This is a genomic window from Streptococcus sp. SCPM-O-B-15294 (M123), assembly GCF_058200455.1.
In genome coordinates, this window is sequence record NZ_JBYQGU010000002.1 from 133,718 (window position 1) to 151,730 (window position 18,013).

General features: G+C 43.0%; 12 protein-coding genes. All 12 read left to right on the plus strand.

Annotated elements, in window-relative coordinates; translation table 11 throughout:
• Positions 1-92: 92 nt before the first annotated feature.
• The 12 genes from glgB to atpD all read left to right on the plus strand — a co-directional run bounded on the left by glgB (position 93) and on the right by atpD (position 18,005).
• A complete protein-coding gene (gene glgB, locus AC3E8G_RS02270; RefSeq protein WP_490676919.1) occupies positions 93-1,994 on the plus strand; it encodes a 1,4-alpha-glucan branching protein GlgB in 1,902 nt (633 codons plus the stop codon).
• A gap of 117 nt (positions 1,995-2,111) precedes the next feature.
• Positions 2,112-3,254, plus strand: coding sequence for a glucose-1-phosphate adenylyltransferase (locus AC3E8G_RS02275; protein WP_490676920.1), 1,143 nt, complete (start codon positions 2,112-2,114; stop codon positions 3,252-3,254).
• A complete protein-coding gene (gene glgD / locus AC3E8G_RS02280; RefSeq protein WP_154858512.1) occupies positions 3,244-4,380 on the plus strand; it encodes a glucose-1-phosphate adenylyltransferase subunit GlgD in 1,137 nt (378 codons plus the stop codon). Before AC3E8G_RS02275 ends, glgD begins: the two co-directional genes overlap by 11 nt.
• Complete coding sequence (gene glgA, locus AC3E8G_RS02285) at positions 4,380-5,807, plus strand: glycogen synthase GlgA (protein ID WP_154858511.1); 1,428 nt, start codon at positions 4,380-4,382, stop codon at positions 5,805-5,807. Before glgD ends, glgA begins: the two co-directional genes overlap by 1 nt.
• Before the next feature lie 251 nt (positions 5,808-6,058).
• Entirely contained in the window at positions 6,059-11,824 is a 5,766-nt protein-coding gene (locus AC3E8G_RS02290; protein WP_490676921.1) for a ZmpA/ZmpB/ZmpC family metallo-endopeptidase, read from the plus strand.
• Positions 11,825-12,096: 272 nt separating this feature from the next.
• Positions 12,097-12,297 carry a F0F1 ATP synthase subunit C gene (locus AC3E8G_RS02295; RefSeq protein WP_023022742.1) on the plus strand — a complete coding sequence of 67 codons (201 nt, stop codon included), beginning with the start codon at positions 12,097-12,099 and terminating at the stop codon, positions 12,295-12,297.
• 32 nt (positions 12,298-12,329) lie between these two features.
• The gene (gene atpB, locus AC3E8G_RS02300) at positions 12,330-13,046 is read left to right on the plus strand and encodes a F0F1 ATP synthase subunit A (protein WP_490676922.1); all 717 of its coding nucleotides are present in this window, start codon (positions 12,330-12,332) and stop codon (positions 13,044-13,046) included.
• 15 nt (positions 13,047-13,061) lie between these two features.
• The gene (gene atpF, locus AC3E8G_RS02305; protein WP_154858508.1) at positions 13,062-13,556 is read left to right on the plus strand and encodes a F0F1 ATP synthase subunit B; all 495 of its coding nucleotides are present in this window, start codon (positions 13,062-13,064) and stop codon (positions 13,554-13,556) included.
• Positions 13,556-14,092, plus strand: coding sequence for a F0F1 ATP synthase subunit delta (locus tag AC3E8G_RS02310; protein WP_490676923.1), 537 nt, complete (start codon positions 13,556-13,558; stop codon positions 14,090-14,092). Before atpF ends, AC3E8G_RS02310 begins: the two co-directional genes overlap by 1 nt.
• A 15-nt stretch (positions 14,093-14,107) precedes the next feature.
• Entirely contained in the window at positions 14,108-15,613 is a 1,506-nt protein-coding gene (gene atpA / locus AC3E8G_RS02315) for a F0F1 ATP synthase subunit alpha (protein WP_154858506.1), read from the plus strand.
• A gap of 15 nt (positions 15,614-15,628) precedes the next feature.
• Positions 15,629-16,510: a F0F1 ATP synthase subunit gamma gene (locus AC3E8G_RS02320; RefSeq protein ID WP_006596944.1), complete on the plus strand. Its 882-nt coding sequence runs from the start codon at positions 15,629-15,631 to the stop codon at positions 16,508-16,510.
• Positions 16,511-16,598: 88 nt separating this feature from the next.
• The gene (gene atpD, locus AC3E8G_RS02325) at positions 16,599-18,005 is read left to right on the plus strand and encodes a F0F1 ATP synthase subunit beta (RefSeq protein WP_125374267.1); all 1,407 of its coding nucleotides are present in this window, start codon (positions 16,599-16,601) and stop codon (positions 18,003-18,005) included.
• The last annotated feature ends 8 nt before the right edge of the window (positions 18,006-18,013 follow it).

Sequence of the window (18,013 nt, forward strand, 5' to 3'; positions counted from 1 at the left end):
ATTATTCAAGAAAAAATCTTGAATATTTCAACTATTTATAGTAGAATAATACTAATAGGAAGCGCTTACATAAAAGCGAGAGAGGTGAGTGAATGGATACGAAACAAGCATTGTATACATTTGGAACCGGGGAGAACTTTCATCTTCAACATTATCTAGGGGCTCATAAAGAGCAAGTAGATGGTGTAGAGGGGTATAGTTTCCGTGTATGGGCTCCAAATGCTCAGGCAGTACACTTGGTAGGTGATTTCACCCAATGGGAAGAAAATGAAATTCCTATGGTAAGAAACGAAGCTGGTGTTTGGGAAGTTTTTACAACTGCACCTCAAGTTGGCGATATCTATAAGTTCCATGTTATAAGACAAAATGGTCACCGCTTGATGAAGGTGGATCCTTTAGCAGTTCGCATGGAAAAACGTCCGGGGACTGGAGCGGTGATTACTGATATTCCAGAGCGGAAATGGAAAGATGGACTCTGGATGGCCAGACGGAGAAAGCTTGGCTTTAGATCTCGTCCAGTAAATATCTATGAAGTTCACGCAGGTTCTTGGAAACGCAATGAAGATGGAAGCCCTTATTCATTTGCTCAGTTGAAGGAAGACTTGATTCCTTACTTGGTAAAAATGAACTATACCCATGTGGAGTTCATGCCGGTGATGGCTCACCCGCTTGGGCTTAGTTGGGGCTACCAATTGATGGGTTACTTTGCCTTAGAGCATACCTATGGAACACCGGAAGAGTTTCAAGATTTCGTGGAAGCTTGTCACTTGAATAACATCGGGGTGATTGTGGACTGGGTGCCGGGACACTTTACCATCAATGATGATGCCCTGGCTTATTACGATGGAACACCTACTTTTGAATACCAAGACCATCATCGTGCCCACAACTATGGCTGGGGAGCTTTGAACTTCGACCTAGGGAAAAACCAGGTCCAATCCTTCCTCATCTCTAGCGTGAAGTTCTGGATTGAGTTTTATCATTTGGATGGAATTCGGGTCGATGCGGTCAGCAACATGCTTTACTTAGACTATGATAGTGGACCATGGACACCAAATATTGATGGTGGAAATCTCAACTATGAGGGGATCCATTTCCTTAAGCGGATGAATGCTGTGATTAAATCAGAACATCCGGATGTCATCATGGTAGCGGAGGAAAGTTCATCTGGCACCAAGATTACTGGTCCAGAAGAGTATGGTGGTTTAGGATTTGACTACAAGTGGAATATGGGTTGGATGAATGATATCCTTCGCTTCTACGAGGAAGATCCTATTTATCGGAAATTTGATTTTAACTTGGTGACCTTTAGCTTTATGTATGCTTTCTCTGAAAACTTCTTGTTGCCATTCTCTCACGATGAAGTGGTTCACGGGAAGAAGAGTCTCATGCATAAGATGTGGGGGGATCGCTACAACCAGTTCGCTGGCTTGCGAAACCTCTTGACCTATCAGATTTGTCACCCAGGTAAGAAATTGCTCTTCATGGGTTCAGAGTTCGGCCAATTCTTAGAATGGAAGTCTGAAGAACAGCTAGAATGGTCCAATCTGGATGATGAGATGAACCGCAAGATGCAAGAGTTTACTTCACAGCTCAATCAATTCTACAAAGACAACAAGATGCTCTGGGAAATTGATGATAGCTATGATGGTATTGAGATTATTGATGCAGATAACCGAGATCAAAGTGTCTTGACCTTTACTCGTAAGGATAAAAAAGGAAATCATCTGCTTTGTATCTTTAATATGGCACCAGTAGAGCGCAAGGACTTTACAGTCGGCGTCCCTGTTGCTGGGGTCTATGAAGAAATTTGGAATACAGAATTAGAGAAATGGGGAGGTGTCTGGAAAGAGCACAACCAGGAAGTGAAGACTCAAGAGGGACTATGGAAAGATTATCCACAAACCTTGACCTTCACCTTACCGGCTCTTGGAGCTAGTGTATGGAAAGTGAAACGAAAACTTCGTTCCAATGTGTCTAAAACAAAAAAATAGTTGTTGGTGATCTACTGATCGCAGTCTATGATCCCATTCCTAACTCTGTAGAAGAGGGTGTAGCGCCTCTCTTCGGAAGTGGGAAGAAGGTCTCGTCAATCCAAAAAGGAGTAATCAATGAAGAATGAAATGCTAGCTCTGATCCTTGCTGGTGGGCAAGGAACTCGCCTTGGAAAACTCACTCAAAGCATTGCCAAACCTGCAGTGCAGTTTGGGGGACGTTATCGTATTATTGACTTTGCCTTATCCAACTGTGCCAACTCAGGTATCCACAATGTTGGCGTGATTACTCAGTATCAACCACTTGCCTTAAACAATCATATCGGAAATGGTTCCAGTTGGGGTCTTGATGGCATTAATACTGGGGTTTCTATCCTTCAACCTTATTCTGCAAGTGAAGGAAATCGTTGGTTTGAAGGAACAAGTCATGCGATTTTCCAAAATATCGACTACATCGATAGCATCAATCCAGAGTACGTGTTGATTCTTTCTGGAGACCATATCTACAAGATGGACTACGACGAAATGCTTCAGTCTCACAAGGATCACAATGCCAGCCTCACAGTAGCTGTATTGGATGTACCTTTAAAAGAAGCTAGCCGTTTCGGAATTATGAATACGGATGCCAACAATCGAATTGTCGAATTCGAAGAAAAACCTGCAGAGCCAAAATCAACAAAAGCTTCTATGGGAATTTATATCTTTGACTGGTCTCGTCTTCGCAACATGCTAGTGGCTGCAGAGAAGAGTGACATCGATATGTCTGACTTTGGTAAAAACGTTATTCCAACTTACCTTGAATCTGGAGAAAGCGTCTATGCTTATGAATTCAAGGGCTATTGGAAAGACGTAGGGACTATTGAATCTCTCTGGGAAGCGAATATGGAATACATTGATCCAAACAATGCCTTGGATAGCCGTGATCGTCACTGGAAGATCTATTCTCGTAACTTGATTTCACCTCCAAACTCCTTTGGCAAACATGCCCATATTGAAGATTCCTTGGTGGTGGATGGGTGCTTGGTAGACGGAACAGTAAAACATTCTATTTTGTCTACGGAAGCACAAGTTCGTAAAGGTGCAGTCGTTGAAGATTCTGTCGTCATGAGTGGTGCCATTATCGGACAAGGTGCCGTGATTAAACGTGCTATTATCGGTGAAGGAGCAGTTGTTTCAGAAGGTGTTGTCATCGATGGAACGGAAGAAGTACAAGTCGTTGGATATAACGAAAAAGTGGGGGTAGCAACAGATGAAGATTGATAAGTATTCAGCCATTTTAGGAAACACAGTAGGCTTCCATGATATGTCGTCATTGACAGATCATCGTCCTGTTGCCAGTCTGCCATTTGATGGGAAATATCGCTTGATTGACTTCCCGCTTTCTAGCCTCGCTAATGCAGGGATTCGTAGTGTATTTGGTATCTTCCAGCAAGAAAATATCAGTTCCGTCTTTGACCATATTCGCTCTGGTCGTGAGTGGGGCTTGTCAACTCTCTTGAGTCACTACTATCTTGGTATCTACAACACTCCAGTGGAAAGTTCAAACGTTGGCAAAGAATACTACGAGCAACTCTTGACCTATTTGAAACGCTCTGGTTCGAACCAGACAGTCGCTCTGAACTGTGATATCTTAGTAAACATCGATTTGAACCAAGTCTTCCACTTGCACAATACCGTTGACAGACCAATCACAGTGGTCTACAAGAAAATGAATCAACGAGATATCTCGGAAGTAAATGCCATCTTAGATATTGATGAGACAGATCATGTGACTGGTCAAAAATTGTTTGAAGGTCAAGATCCAGAAGCTCTCTACAATATGTCAACAGATATCTTTATCGTGGATACTCCTTGGTTGATTGAAAAATTGGAGCAAGAGGTTCACAAAGAACATCCAGAAAAATTGCGTTATATCCTACGTGATTTAGCGGTTGAATATGGAGCATTCGCATTCGAATACACTGGCTATATTGCCAATATTCACTCTGTTGAATCCTACTACCGCGCTAATCTTGACATGTTGGAAACTCAGAAATTCATGTCACTCTTCTCCCCAAATCAAAAGATTTATACTAAGGTGAAAAACGAAGAGCCAACTTACTATGCGGCTGGTTCGCAAATCAAGAATTCGCAATTTGCCTCAGGAAGCATTGTCGAAGCTTTGGTACATGATTCTGTTATTTCTCGTCGTGTTCATCTCCATAAGGGGGCAGAAATTCGTAGCAGTCTCTTGTTCCCAGGTGTTGTTGTCCATGAGGGAGCAGTCGTAGAGCATGCGATTCTTGACAAGGGTGTCGTAGTTGAAACTGGCGTTACCATTCGTGGAACCAAAGAGGCACCTCTTGTGATTAAAAAAGGTGCTGTGATTACAGAGGATATTGGATAATGAAATTATTGTTTGTTGCAGCTGAAGGAGCTCCTTTCTCAAAAACAGGGGGCTTGGGAGATGTCATTGGAGCACTCCCTAAATCCTTGGCTAAAAAAGGCCATGATGTTCGTGTCGTCCTCCCCTACTACGACATGGTAGAGGCGAAATTTGGCGACCAAGTTGAAGATGTGCTACACTTCGAGACCAGAGTGGGATGGAGAAGTGAATACGTTGGTGTGAAACGCATCTATCGTGATGGTGTCACCTTCTATTTTATTGATAACCAGAAATATTTCTTTAGAGGACATGTCTACGGAGATTTTGATGATGGCGAGCGCTTTGCCTACTTCCAATTGGCAACGCTGGAGATGATGGAACGAGTCGACTTCATTCCAGATATTATCCATGTTCATGATTATCATACCGCCATGATTCCTTTCCTTCTTAAGGAAAAATACCGTTGGATTCAAGCTTACAATGGTATTAAGTCTGTCTTGACCATCCATAATCTAGAGTTCCAAGGGCAGTTTGACCCAGGAATGCTGTGGGATTTATTTGGAGTTGGATTTGAACGCTATGAAGATGGGACCCTTCGTTGGAAGGATTGCTTGAACTGGATGAAGGCCGGGATCCTCTATGCTGATCGTGTGACCACTGTTTCACCAAGTTACGGTTATGAAATCATGACGGCTGAATATGGTTGCGGACTCGATCAAATCTTGCGGATGGAATCTGGTAAATTAACGGGGATTGTGAATGGAATCGATACAGACCTCTACAATCCTGAGACAGATCCCCTCTTGACCTATCATTTCAGTAAAGATGATTTATCAGGGAAAGCAGCAAGTAAGCGGGCTCTTCAGGAACGTGTCGGACTTCCAGTACGTGATGATGTTCCCTTGTTTGGGATTGTCTCTCGTTTGACCCGCCAAAAAGGCTTTGACGTGGTGGTTGAAGAACTCCACAACCTTCTACAAAAGGATATCCAAATCGTTCTTTTGGGTACAGGAGATCCTGGCTTTGAGCAAGCCTTTGCTTGGTTTGGTCAAGCTTATCCAGATAAACTTTCTGCTAACATCATGTTTGACGTGCAGTTGGCGCAAGAAATCTATGCTGCTTCGGATGTTTTCTTGATGCCAAGCCGATTTGAACCATGTGGACTTTCTCAAATGATGGCTATGCGCTACGGTACCTTGCCATTGGTTCACGAGGTAGGGGGACTGCGTGATACAGTGCAAGCCTATAATGTCATCGATGGCAGTGGTACTGGATTTAGCTTTAACAACCTATCTGGTTATTGGTTAAACTGGGCTGTTGATCAAGCTTTGACAGTCTATACTCATGATAAAAATGCTTGGTACGGTCTTCAAAGAGAAGCTATGAGCCGTGATTTCTCTTGGGATACGGCTAGTCAACACTATGCGGATCTCTATCAGTCCTTGTAAAATAAATCTCTAAAAACGCCTATTTCTAGGCGTTTTTTTGCTGCGAAGAAAGGAAGAGGCACTACTTAAATATAAGAAGTAAAAAAAGGGAAGAAATCTGAGTAAGATAAGTTGCTAAAAGCTGAGAAAAAAGATAAGATAGGTAAAGGTAAAAAATCACAGGAAGCTGGTTTAGGGAAAGCCCTGACCTTCTCCAAAAATAAATGAGACTTCCTATGATTTACAAATATTACTATGTAGGAAGTTATAGGATGAAACAAAGAAGACAAGCTTTTGAAAAGATTACCAAGTATTCGATTCGGAAATTATCCGTCGGAGTGGGTCCGGTTGCTATTGGAGCCCTTCTTTTTGCAGGGAGTGTATTAGGAGCGCCTTCTGTACAAGCTGATCAATTCACGGCAGAAGCGACAGTTCATATGGGGTATGTCACGGAAAATGAGTTGACCCCTGAGGAACAAGCGCAGGTGATTCGTGCTATTCCTGAAGAATATCAAAATGAAGATACCTTTTATTTGGTCTATAAGAAGAAAACACCTAGTCAAGGGATACTGCCACAAACAGGGACGACCGAATTGGCGATTGCTGGCCTTAGTTTAGCGACTGCCTCTTTAGCAGTTCTTTTGCTGTCCAAAAAACACCGCAAAAAAGTAATGGGACTCCTATTAATTGGTTCCATGGGGCAAAGTCTGCTCTTATCTATTGATGCCGCAGCCTTGCAAAATATTGAATTAGCAAGCTACAATCAAACTCTTTCAATTGCAAGCAGTAAAGAACTAGCCAATGGTGTCATTCCGATTGAAGGCTATGACTATGTTGGCTACCTTCGTTGTCCAGTTGATCCAAGAGCTACGGGCCAAGAACCTCATGTAAGAGTGGAAGAGAAGCCAGTATCCCAACCTGCAACAGAAGGAAAGACTCTATCTCAGGTAACACCTGAAGAGGGTCCTGCATTCCCTATAGTGGACAAGCCAAATGTTGAAGTTTCAACAGAAATTATTCCGTTTGAAACGGTAGAACAAGCAGATCCTACTTTAGCAAAAGGTCAAACAGCAGTTTTAAGAGCTGGACAAAATGGTGAACAGACTGTTTTTACAGAAGTAAGTACGGTAAATGGTCAGGAAGTTCGCAAGGTAGTTGAAAGCAAGGTTACTAAAGAAGCAGTTTCACAAATTCTTGCTGTCGGGACAAAAGAAGATGCCCAACCAAGTCCACAACCTGTCCCAGTGGTCATAGCAAAGGGAACTCAGGAAGAAGGTCATGTGGGTGAAGCTCCTGTTCAACCGGAGAACCCAGCCTATACAGGCCTAGTAGAAGCTAAGGGAACACAGGAAGAAGGCCATGTGGGTGAAGCTCCTGTTCAACCGGAGAATCCAGCCTATACAGGTGTGGTGGAAGCAAAAGGGACACAAGAAGAAGGTCATGTAGGCGAAGCTCCTATTCAACCGGAGAACCCAACCTATCAAGTAACGGAAGGGACAGTGACGGAGACAGAAACGGTAATCCTTCCATATGAAACAGAGTATGTAACGGACGCCAATCGTTACACCGATGAAGAAAGCCTTCTTCAGAAAGGCGAGGCTGGTAGTCAGGAGATTCGTCGTGTTTATAAAACAGTCAATGGCGAGAAAGTTGGAGAACCCCTCAGCACGACAACTGAAACGGTAAAAGCTCCTGTGACAGAAAAAATTAGTCGTGGGACTAAGGCTATTGAAGGCCAAACAGAGGATGTTTCGTTTGAGGAAATTCCATTTAAGACGGTAACCGAACAAGATGCCACCTTGCTAAAAGGAACTGAAAGGGTTTCTCAAGCCGGTAAGAATGGGAAGAAGAAAATCACCAAGGTCTACAAGACCATCAAGGGAGTTAAAACTGCGGATGCCCCAACGGTTACGGAGGGAGTAGTTGAACAAGCTCAAGATCGGATCATTCAACAAGGGACCAAAGAACTTGAAAAGCCAACTTTAACCTTGACCCAGGTCGATAAGGAAGAATTGAAGCGCAGTGCCAAAGCTACTTATCGTTTGGATAAACCAGACGGTGTGAGCATCAAGTCTATCCAAGCTGTATTGAAGAAGGGTGATCAAGTGGTGAAAACTTTTGCCCTTTCTGAGACGGATTTAGCGGCTGCTTTATCAGACTTAGACTACTACAAGGATTACACGCTCGCAACGACCATGGTCTATGACCGTGGAAATGGGGATGAAAAAGAAGTTCTCAAGGAAGAACCGCTAAGACTTGACCTTAAAAAAGTTGAAGTCAAAAACATCAAGGAAACCAGTCTGATTAGCGTGGATGACCAAGGCCTTGAGACCGATCGTAGCCTCTTGTCAGAAACACCTTCAGATGTGAAACCTTATTACTTAAAGGTTACCACCCATGATAATAAGGTCACAAAACTGGCTGTTGATAAAATTGAAGAAGTGACGGTAGATGGCGCGACCCTCTACAAAGTAACAGCCAAAGCTCCAGATTTGGTCCAACGGACTGCAGACAACCAGTTCAATGAGGACTATGTCCACTATATTGCGAAACCAAAAGCTCATGAAGGTGATGTCTACTACAATTTCAACGAACTTGTAAAAGCCATGCAAGCCAATCCGACTGGTATCTTTAAGCTTGGTAGCAATATGAATGCGGCCAATGTGCCAGCAGCAGGGAAATCCTATGTGACTAATGCCTTCAAGGGGATTTTGGAAAGTACGGATGGAAATACATTTGCCATCCATAATATCACGCGACCACTGTTTGGGAACATCGAAGGTGGCTCGGTTAAGAATCTCTTGCTTGAAAATGTTGCGATTGACCTGCCTGGAGTTGATCGAGTAGCCCCAATCGCAGGTGTCATCAAAAACAATGCAACTGTTGAAAATGTTAAAGTAACAGGAAGTGTTGTTGGGAACAATGACGTAGCAGGGATCGTCAATAAAATTGATGGCAGTGGGAAGGTCAGCAATGTTGCCTTTATCGGTAAACTGCACGCTGCTGGTAACAAAGGTGGCTATCTAGCGGGTGTTGTTGGCGAGAACTGGAAAGGTGTTGTTGAAAAAGCTTACGTTGATGCTGAAATCACTGGGAACAAAGCCAAAGCGGCAGGTCTCGTTTATTCCTCTCAAAATGGTGGAAATAACCACACAGTAGGTAAAGAAGGGGTTCTCAGAAATTCAGTTGCTAAAGGTTCTATCGAACTAAAAGAAGCTGTTCAGTCTGGTGGATTGCTGGGTACCAACTGGGCCTTGGGTGCTATTGAAGACAACATCACCATGATGAAAATCAAAACTGGTGAGATGGTCTTTGGTCACTCAGATATCGACGCAGATGATTATTTCACTTATTCAAGAACCAAGCGCAATTACAGTGTGGAAGGCGTGAGTGAAGGGAAGAAAAGCTTTAACAACTCCCGTAAAATCCCTAGCATCTCGCTGGCAGAAGCTGAGCAGAAAATCGATGCAATGGGAATCACTGCTGATAAATTTACCAGCAGTAAACCGATTGAAGATACACTCAATCACCTTGTTAACAAAGACGATCAATACAAGGCCATCACTGGTTACGATGCGACTCGTGAGCTAGCTTACCGCAATATTGCTAAATTGCAACCTTTCTACAACAAAGAATGGATTGTCGACCAAGGGAATAAACTGGCTGCAACGAGTCCTCTCTTGACCAAGGAAGTTTTGTCTGTGACCGCTATGAAGGGCAATGATTTTGTCACGGAACTAGCTGATGCTGATCACATCCTGATCCACTACGCAGATAAGACCAAAGATATCTTCAGCATTTCACCGAAAGAGTCTAAGGTCAAACAAGTCAAAGAGTACAGTGTAGCGGAGCTCGGTGAAGTAGTCTACACGCCGAATATGGTGGACAAAGACCGTAGTGATCTCATTAGTGCCATTGTTGAAAAATTAAGTCCAGTCGAATTGCAATCGGATCCAATTTACACCCATCTTGGTCGAACAGGTCCTAACAAAGTCAATGCTATTAAGAACCTTTACCTCGAGGAGAGTTTCCAAGAAGTCAAGGACAATCTGACTCACTTTGTCAAACAACTGGTTGAAAACCAAGACCATCAATTGAACACGGATGAGGCTGCTAAACGGGCCCTTATCAAGAAAGTTGATGACAACAAGGCCGCTGTTCTTTTGGGTCTCTCTTACCTCAACCGCTATTATGGAGTGAAGTTTGATGATGTCAATCTTAAGCAGCTCATGTTGTTCAAGCCAGACTTCTATGGGAAGAATGTCGATGTTTTAGACCGCTTGATCGAAATTGGTTCAAAAGAAGACTACATCAAAGGGACTCGTACCCATGATGCTTTCCGAGAAGTAGTTGCTAAGCATACTCGCTCTGGAAATCTCAATGATTTCTTGCAATACAACATGGAACTCTTCACAAAAGAGACAGACTTGAACGATTGGTTTATCAAAGCAACCAAAGACAATGTCTATATTGTGGAGCCTGAGACGACCAATCCAGCGTTCGCATCTGCTAAGCATAGAGCCTATGAGGGCTTAAACAATGATGTTCACGGTAAAATGATCTTGCCACTCTTGAACTTAAAAGATGCCCAGATGTTCTTGATTTCAACCTACAATACCATGGCCTATAGTTCATTCGAGAAATATGGTAAGAACACGGAAGCAGAGCGGAATGCCTTCAAAGCGGAAATTGACAAGGTGGCGAAAGGCCAACAGAATTATCTCGATTTCTGGTCACGTCTAGCAACGGATAAGGTTCGCAATCAGCTCTTGAAGAGCAACAATATGGTGCCGACCCCTGTTCTTGATAACCAAAACTACAAGGGCATTAGTACAGATCGCTATGGACATACCAACAATGGCAAAGATGTGGCTCCAATCCGTGAATTGTATGGTCCAACCGATCGTTACCATGCGACAGATTGGCGCATGGGAGCAGTGGCGCGAATTTACGGAAATCCTTATAAAGACGACTCTGTCTTCTTCATGGTGACCGATATGATTAGTGACTTTGGGGTCTCTGCCTTTACCCACGAAACGACGCACGTCAATGACCGCATGGTTTACTTAGGTGGTTGGAGACACCGCGAAGGAACCGATATTGAAGCCTTTGCCCAAGGCATGCTCCAAACGCCATCTTTATCCAATCCAAATGGGGAATACAAGGCCCTAGGTCTCAATATGGCCTATGAACGTCCTAACGATGGAAACCAATGGTACAATACCAATCCAAATGACCTCATCTCACGTGAGGACATTGATCGCTACATGAAAGGTTATAACGACACCCTCATGCTTCTGGATTACCTAGAAGGAGAAGCTGTCCTCAACAAAGGCAGTCAGGCATTAAACAATGCTTGGTTCAAGAAGGTTGACAAGCAATACCGAGGGGCAAACACCAAGAATCAATTTGATAAGGTGCGTCCTTTGAGTGATGAGGAAAAAGCCATCACCTTACATACAGTTGATGACCTTATCACCAACAACTTCATGACCAATCGAGGTCCTGGTAATGGAGTCTATAATCCATCTGACTTTGGTTCAGCCTATGTGACTGTACCGATGATGACTGGTATCTATGGTGGGAACACCAGTGAAGGGGCCCCAGGAGCCATGTCCTTCAAACACAATACCTTCAGAATCTGGGGTTACTTTGGCTATGAAAAAGGCTTCTTAGGCTATGCTTCAAACAAGTATAAACAAGAATCCAAACAAGCAGGTCATGCGACTCTAGGGGATGATTACATCATTCAAAAGATTTCTGATGGAACATTCCGTACCCTTGAAGACTGGAAGAAAGCCTACTTCAATGAAGTTGTGACCAGTGCTAAAAATGGACTTCAGTCTATTGAAGTGGATGGCACTACTTACAGCACTTATGAAGACTTGAAACAAGCTTTCGCGACTGCGGTTGAAAAAGATCAGGCCAGCTTGAAGAATGGTGCTGTCAAATTTGACTATACCCTTGCCTTGAAAGAAAAACTCTTTAAGAAATGGCTGCAACAAACAGACAGTTTCAAAACCTCTATTTTTAAATAGGAAGAAAATGCTCATCTGCTCGTCAGGTGAGTTTTTTCTATCCTTGGTAATAATGCCTCCTCTTCTGATAAAAATAATATAAATTTGTGTGAAATACAAAAATAGACAAAGTGTCTAAAGATAATTAGAATCTTTTGAACGCTAGTGGTAAGAGGAATTTTAAAAGTGGTGACAGAATTGTGGTAAAACGTTTTCATTCTGAGCAAACATTTGACTATTATATCTTTTAGGAGTAAACTAAGGGAGTAAAATTTATTTAAGGAGAATTCATCATGAATTTAACATTTTTAGGTCTTTGTTTAGCCTGTTTTGGTGTGTCACTTGCGGAAGGTTTGATGATGAGCAATCTGTTCAAATCTGCATCACGTCAACCAGAAATTATTGGTCAATTGCGTAGTCTCTTGATTCTTGGTGTTGCCTTTGTCGAAGGTACCTTCTTCGTAACCTTGGCCATGGCCTTCGTTATTAAATAGACTTCTCTATTTAGGAAAGGAGGTGTCAAACCTTGGAAGAAAGTGTGAATCCAACCCTAAATATTGGACCAGTATCCTTTGATTTGACCCTACTTGCCATGTCTCTTGTAACTGTTTTGATGGTCTTTGCTTTTGTCTATTGGGCAAGTCGCAAAATGACCCTCCGTCCTAAGGGCAAACAAAATGCTCTTGAGATGATTTACGATTTTGTCATTAGTTTTACCAAGGGAAACATTGGAGAACGCTACATGAAGAACTATTCTTTGTTCTTGTTTTCTCTCTTTCTCTTTATCTTGGTGGCCAACAATATTGGCTTGATGGCAAAAGTCCAAACAACAAACGGTTATAACTTGTGGACTTCTCCAACGGCTAACCTTGGATATGACCTATCTCTTTCATTTTTGATCACCCTGATTGCTCATGTGGAAGGAATTCGTCGCCGAGGCATTAAGGAATACTTGAAGGCTTTTGCAACACCAGGATTTATGACCCCGATGAACCTCCTAGAAGAGGTAACGAATTTTGCATCCTTAGCGATTCGGATCTACGGGAATATTTTTGCTGGTGAAGTCTTAGCATCTTTGTTACTAAGCTTGTCGCAACTGGCCTTTTATTGGTATCCAGTAGCCTTTGTTGGAAGCATGTTATGGACAGCCTTTTCGATTTTCATTTCATGTATCCAAGCCTATGTATTTACCATGTTGTCATCCATGTACATAGGTAAAAAAATAAACGGTGAGGAAGAGTAAGTAGAGGAGTAGAAGATGGATTTAACAATTGGTACCATTATTGGTGACTTTATTCTTATCGCTGGTTCCTTCCTCTTATTAATCTTTTTAGTAAAGAAATTTGCTTGGGGCAATATTACTAGTATTTTGGATGCGCGTGCTGAAAAAATTACCAATGATATTGACCAAGCAGAGGCGGCCCGTAAAAAGGCAGAGGAACTAGCTGCAAAACGCGAAGCGGAGTTGGCAGGTAGTCGTCAAGAAGCAACGACAATTCTTGAAACGGCTAAGGAAACAGCCGAAAAAAATAAGGCTCATATTCTCAGTGAAGCTAACCAAGAAGCCCTTCGCTTGAAAGAAAAAGCGCAATTAGAAATTTCGCAAAATAAAGAAGAAGCGATGAACAGTATCAAGGGAGATGTCGCAGACCTAACCGTCAACTTGGCAGGTAAATTGCTAAGCCAACAGTTGGACTCTGAAGGCCATCGCCAACTGATCAATCGCTACCTAAATGAATTAGGAGATGCCTAATGGACAAAAAGCAATTAATGGTAATTGAGAAATATTCCCAGCCTTTTGTTCAATTGGTATTTGAAAAGAATCAGCAAGATGACGTTTATGAAAAATTAAGTCAAATTAAGGCTGTTTTTGAAGAAACAGGCCTTGCTGCATTTTTAGCTCATATCGGTGTAGAGGATGAAGAGAAAGCGAAGAGTCTTCGACTCTTTCAAAACTCGGATTCAGCATTACTAGACCATTTGATTGAAGTGGTTATTCTCAATCATCGTGAAGCCTTATTTTATGACATTGTCAGAGTTAGTATGGATCAAATTCAACAGCTGAGCAACTGTTTCGAAGTAACCGTTTCTTCGGTTGCCGGACTGGATCAGGCTCAAAAAGAAAAGTTGATCCCTATTATTGAAAAGAAATTTTGTATCCAAGTTCGTTCTCTGAAAGAAGAACTGGATCCGGATTTGATTGGTGGTTTTGTGGTTTCAGCAAATCACAAGATGCTTGATACCAGTCTCAAACGTCAATTGCAAGTCATAAAAGCAAATTTGAAATAGAAAGTGGTGTGAATTTTGGCGATTAACGCACAAGAAATCAGCGCTTTAATTAAGCAACAAATTGAAAATTTCCAGCCAAATTTTGACGTCACAGAGACCGGAGTCGTTACCTATATTGGTGACGGGATTGCGCGTGCTCATGGCCTTGAAAATGCAATGAGTGGGGAGTTGTTGATCTTTGAAAACGGCTCATACGGAATGGCGCAAAACTTGGAAACGACAGATGTCGGGATTATCATCCTTGGAGACTTCACAGACATTCGTGAAGGAGACTCGATTCGTCGGACTGGTAAAATCATGGAAGTCCCTGCTGGGGACGCCTTGATTGGTCGGGTTGTCAATCCTCTTGGTCAGCCAGTGGATGGCTTGGGAGAAATCGTAACTGATACCTTCCGTCCAGTTGAAACACCAGCTCCTGGTGTTATGCAACGGAAATCTGTATCAGAGCCTCTTCAAACAGGTTTGAAAGCCATTGATGCCCTCGTTCCGATTGGACGAGGCCAACGGGAATTGATCATCGGAGACCGTCAAACAGGAAAAACCTCAATTGCCATCGATACTATCTTGAACCAAAAGGATCAAGATATGATCTGTATCTATGTAGCAATTGGACAAAAAGAATCAACGGTTCGGACACAAGTAGAAACACTTCGTAAGTATGGAGCCATGGATTACACCATTGTGGTGACGGCATCAGCCTCACAACCATCTCCACTCTTGTTCCTTGCACCTTATGCAGGGGTTGCTATGGCCGAAGAGTTTATGTACAATGGCAAACACGTTTTAATCGTCTATGATGATTTGTCTAAACAAGCCGTTGCTTACCGTGAATTGTCCCTCCTTCTTCGTCGTCCGCCAGGACGGGAAGCCTTCCCAGGGGATGTCTTCTACCTTCACAGCCGTTTATTGGAACGTTCTGCGAAAGTATCGGATGAATTGGGTGGTGGTTCCATTACTGCACTTCCAATCATTGAGACACAAGCAGGGGATATTTCTGCTTATATCGCGACTAACGTAATTTCGATCACAGATGGTCAAATCTTCTTGCAAGATAGCCTCTTTAACTCAGGAATTCGTCCAGCCATTGACGCGGGATCATCTGTGTCACGGGTTGGTGGATCAGCCCAAATCAAGGCCATGAAGAAGGTTGCGGGGACTCTCCGTATTGACCTAGCTTCTTACCGTGAGTTGGAAGCCTTCACCAAGTTTGGTAGTGATTTGGATGCCGCTACTCAAGCTAAGTTGAACCGTGGTCGCCGGACAGTAGAAGTCTTGAAGCAACCAGTCCATGAACCATTAACTGTTGAAAAACAGGTAGTCATCTTGTATGCTTTGACACATGGATTCTTGGATAGTGTACCTGTTGATGATATCCTTCGCTTTGAAGAGGAATTGTTTGCCTTTGTAGAAGCGCATCATCCAGAAATCTTTGAAACCATTCGGACGACCAAAGATCTTCCAAGTGAAGAAACAATGGATGCAGTGATTACTGACTTTGTCAACCAATCAAGTTTCAAATAGAAATAGGAGTGGCAGATGGCAGTTTCTTTAAATGATATCAAAAATAAAATTGCATCGACAAAGAATACCAGTCAAATTACAAATGCTATGCAGATGGTATCTGCTGCCAAACTTGGGAAGTCTGAGCAAGCTGCCAAGGACTTCCAAATTTACGCATCTAAGGTTCGTAAGCTATTGACCGACCTCTTACATGGACATGAGGCTGAGAATGCTAAGTACCATCCATTTTTAAAGAGTCGGCCTGTCAAAAAGTCTGCTTATATTGTCATCACTTCTGACCGTGGACTAGTGGGAGGCTACAACGCTTCTATTCTCAAGTCTGTCATGGAATTGAAGGAAGAATACCATCCAACAGGTGAGGATTTTGAAGTCATCTGTATTGGAAGTATTGGGGCAGATTTCTTTAGAGCAAGAGGCATCCAGCCGGTTTATGAACTACGTGGCCTAGCTGATCAACCAAGCTTTGACGAAGTGCGGAAGATCATTAACAAGACAGTCCAAATGTATCAAAATGAATTGTTTGATGAATTGTATGTCTGTTATAACCACCACGTCAATAGTTTGACCAGTCAATTGCGGGTTGAGCAAATGCTTCCGATCATTGACTTGGACCCCAACGAAGCAGATGAAGATTATATCTTGAATCTGGAGTTGGAATCAGACCGAGATGCGATTTTGGATCAATTGCTTCCACAGTTTGCTGAAAGTATGATTTATGGAGCCATCATTGATGCCAAAACAGCTGAAAATGCTGCTGGTATGATGGCCATGCAAACAGCAACAGACAATGCCAAGAAAGTAATTGATGAATTGACCATTCAATACAACCGAGCTCGTCAGGCAACCATTACGCAAGAAATTACGGAAATTGTTGCAGGAGCGAGTGCGCTTGAGTAGTTGATTCGATGCACATTTTAACAATACAAAAATAAGCTTGCTTATATGTATGAACAAGCTTAGAAACTTAATAGAATAGGAGAATGACATGAGTTTAGGCAAAATTTCTCAGGTTGTAGGTCCTGTCGTTGACGTAGCTTTTGCTGCGGGCGATAAACTCCCTGAGATTAATAATGCGCTTGTAGTCTATAAAAATGACCAACAAAAATCAAAAGTCGTTCTTGAAGTAGCTCTTGAACTTGGGGATGGTGTCGTTCGCACCATTGCCATGGAATCAACAGATGGCTTGACTCGTGGGATGGAAGTATTGGACACTGGTCGTCCAATCTCTGTGCCTGTCGGAAAAGAAACTCTTGGACGTGTTTTCAACGTCTTGGGAGATACCATTGACTTGGAAGAAGCATTTCCAGAAGATGCTCCTCGTGAATCCATTCATAAAAAAGCTCCATCCTTTGATGAGCTTTCTACTTCAGAAGAAATTCTTGAAACAGGGATCAAGGTCATTGACCTCTTGGCCCCTTACCTGAAAGGTGGGAAGGTCGGCCTCTTCGGTGGTGCCGGAGTTGGGAAGACCGTCTTAATTCAAGAATTGATCCACAACATTGCCCAAGAGCACGGTGGGATCTCCGTCTTTACCGGGGTTGGTGAACGGACCCGTGAAGGGAATGACCTGTACTGGGAAATGAAGGAATCTGGCGTTATCGAAAAAACAGCCATGGTCTTTGGACAAATGAACGAACCACCAGGAGCACGGATGCGTGTAGCCTTGACTGGTTTGACCATTGCGGAATACTTCCGTGATGTGGAAGGTCAAGACGTTCTCTTGTTTATCGATAATATCTTCCGTTTCACCCAAGCCGGATCAGAAGTATCAGCCCTTTTGGGACGCATGCCTTCAGCCGTTGGTTACCAACCTACTTTGGCAACTGAAATGGGTCAATTGCAAGAACGGATTACCTCAACCAAGAAAGGTTCTGTTACATCGATCCAGGCCATCTACGTGCCAGCCGATGACTATACAGACCCTGCCCCAGCAACAGCCTTCGCCCATTTGGACTCTACGACCAACTTGGAGCGTAAATTGGTTCAATTAGGGATTTACCCTGCCGTGGACCCATTGGCATCAAGCTCGCGTGCCCTTTCCCCAGATATCGTCGGAGAAGAGCACTATGCAGTGGCTTCTGAGGTCAAACGCGTCCTTCAACGTTACCACGAATTGCAAGATATCATTGCTATCTTGGGGATGGATGAATTGTCTGATGATGAAAAGACCTTGGTGGCTCGTGCCCGTCGTATCCAATTCTTCTTGTCTCAAAACTTTAACGTGGCGGAACAATTTACTGGTCAACCAGGTTCTTATGTACCAGTTGCAGAAACTGTTCGTGGCTTTAAGGAAATTTTGGATGGGAAATATGACCACTTGCCAGAGGATGCTTTCCGTGGTGTTGGATCGATCGAAGATGTGATCGCCAAAGCTGAAAAAATGGGATTCTAAGAAGAGGT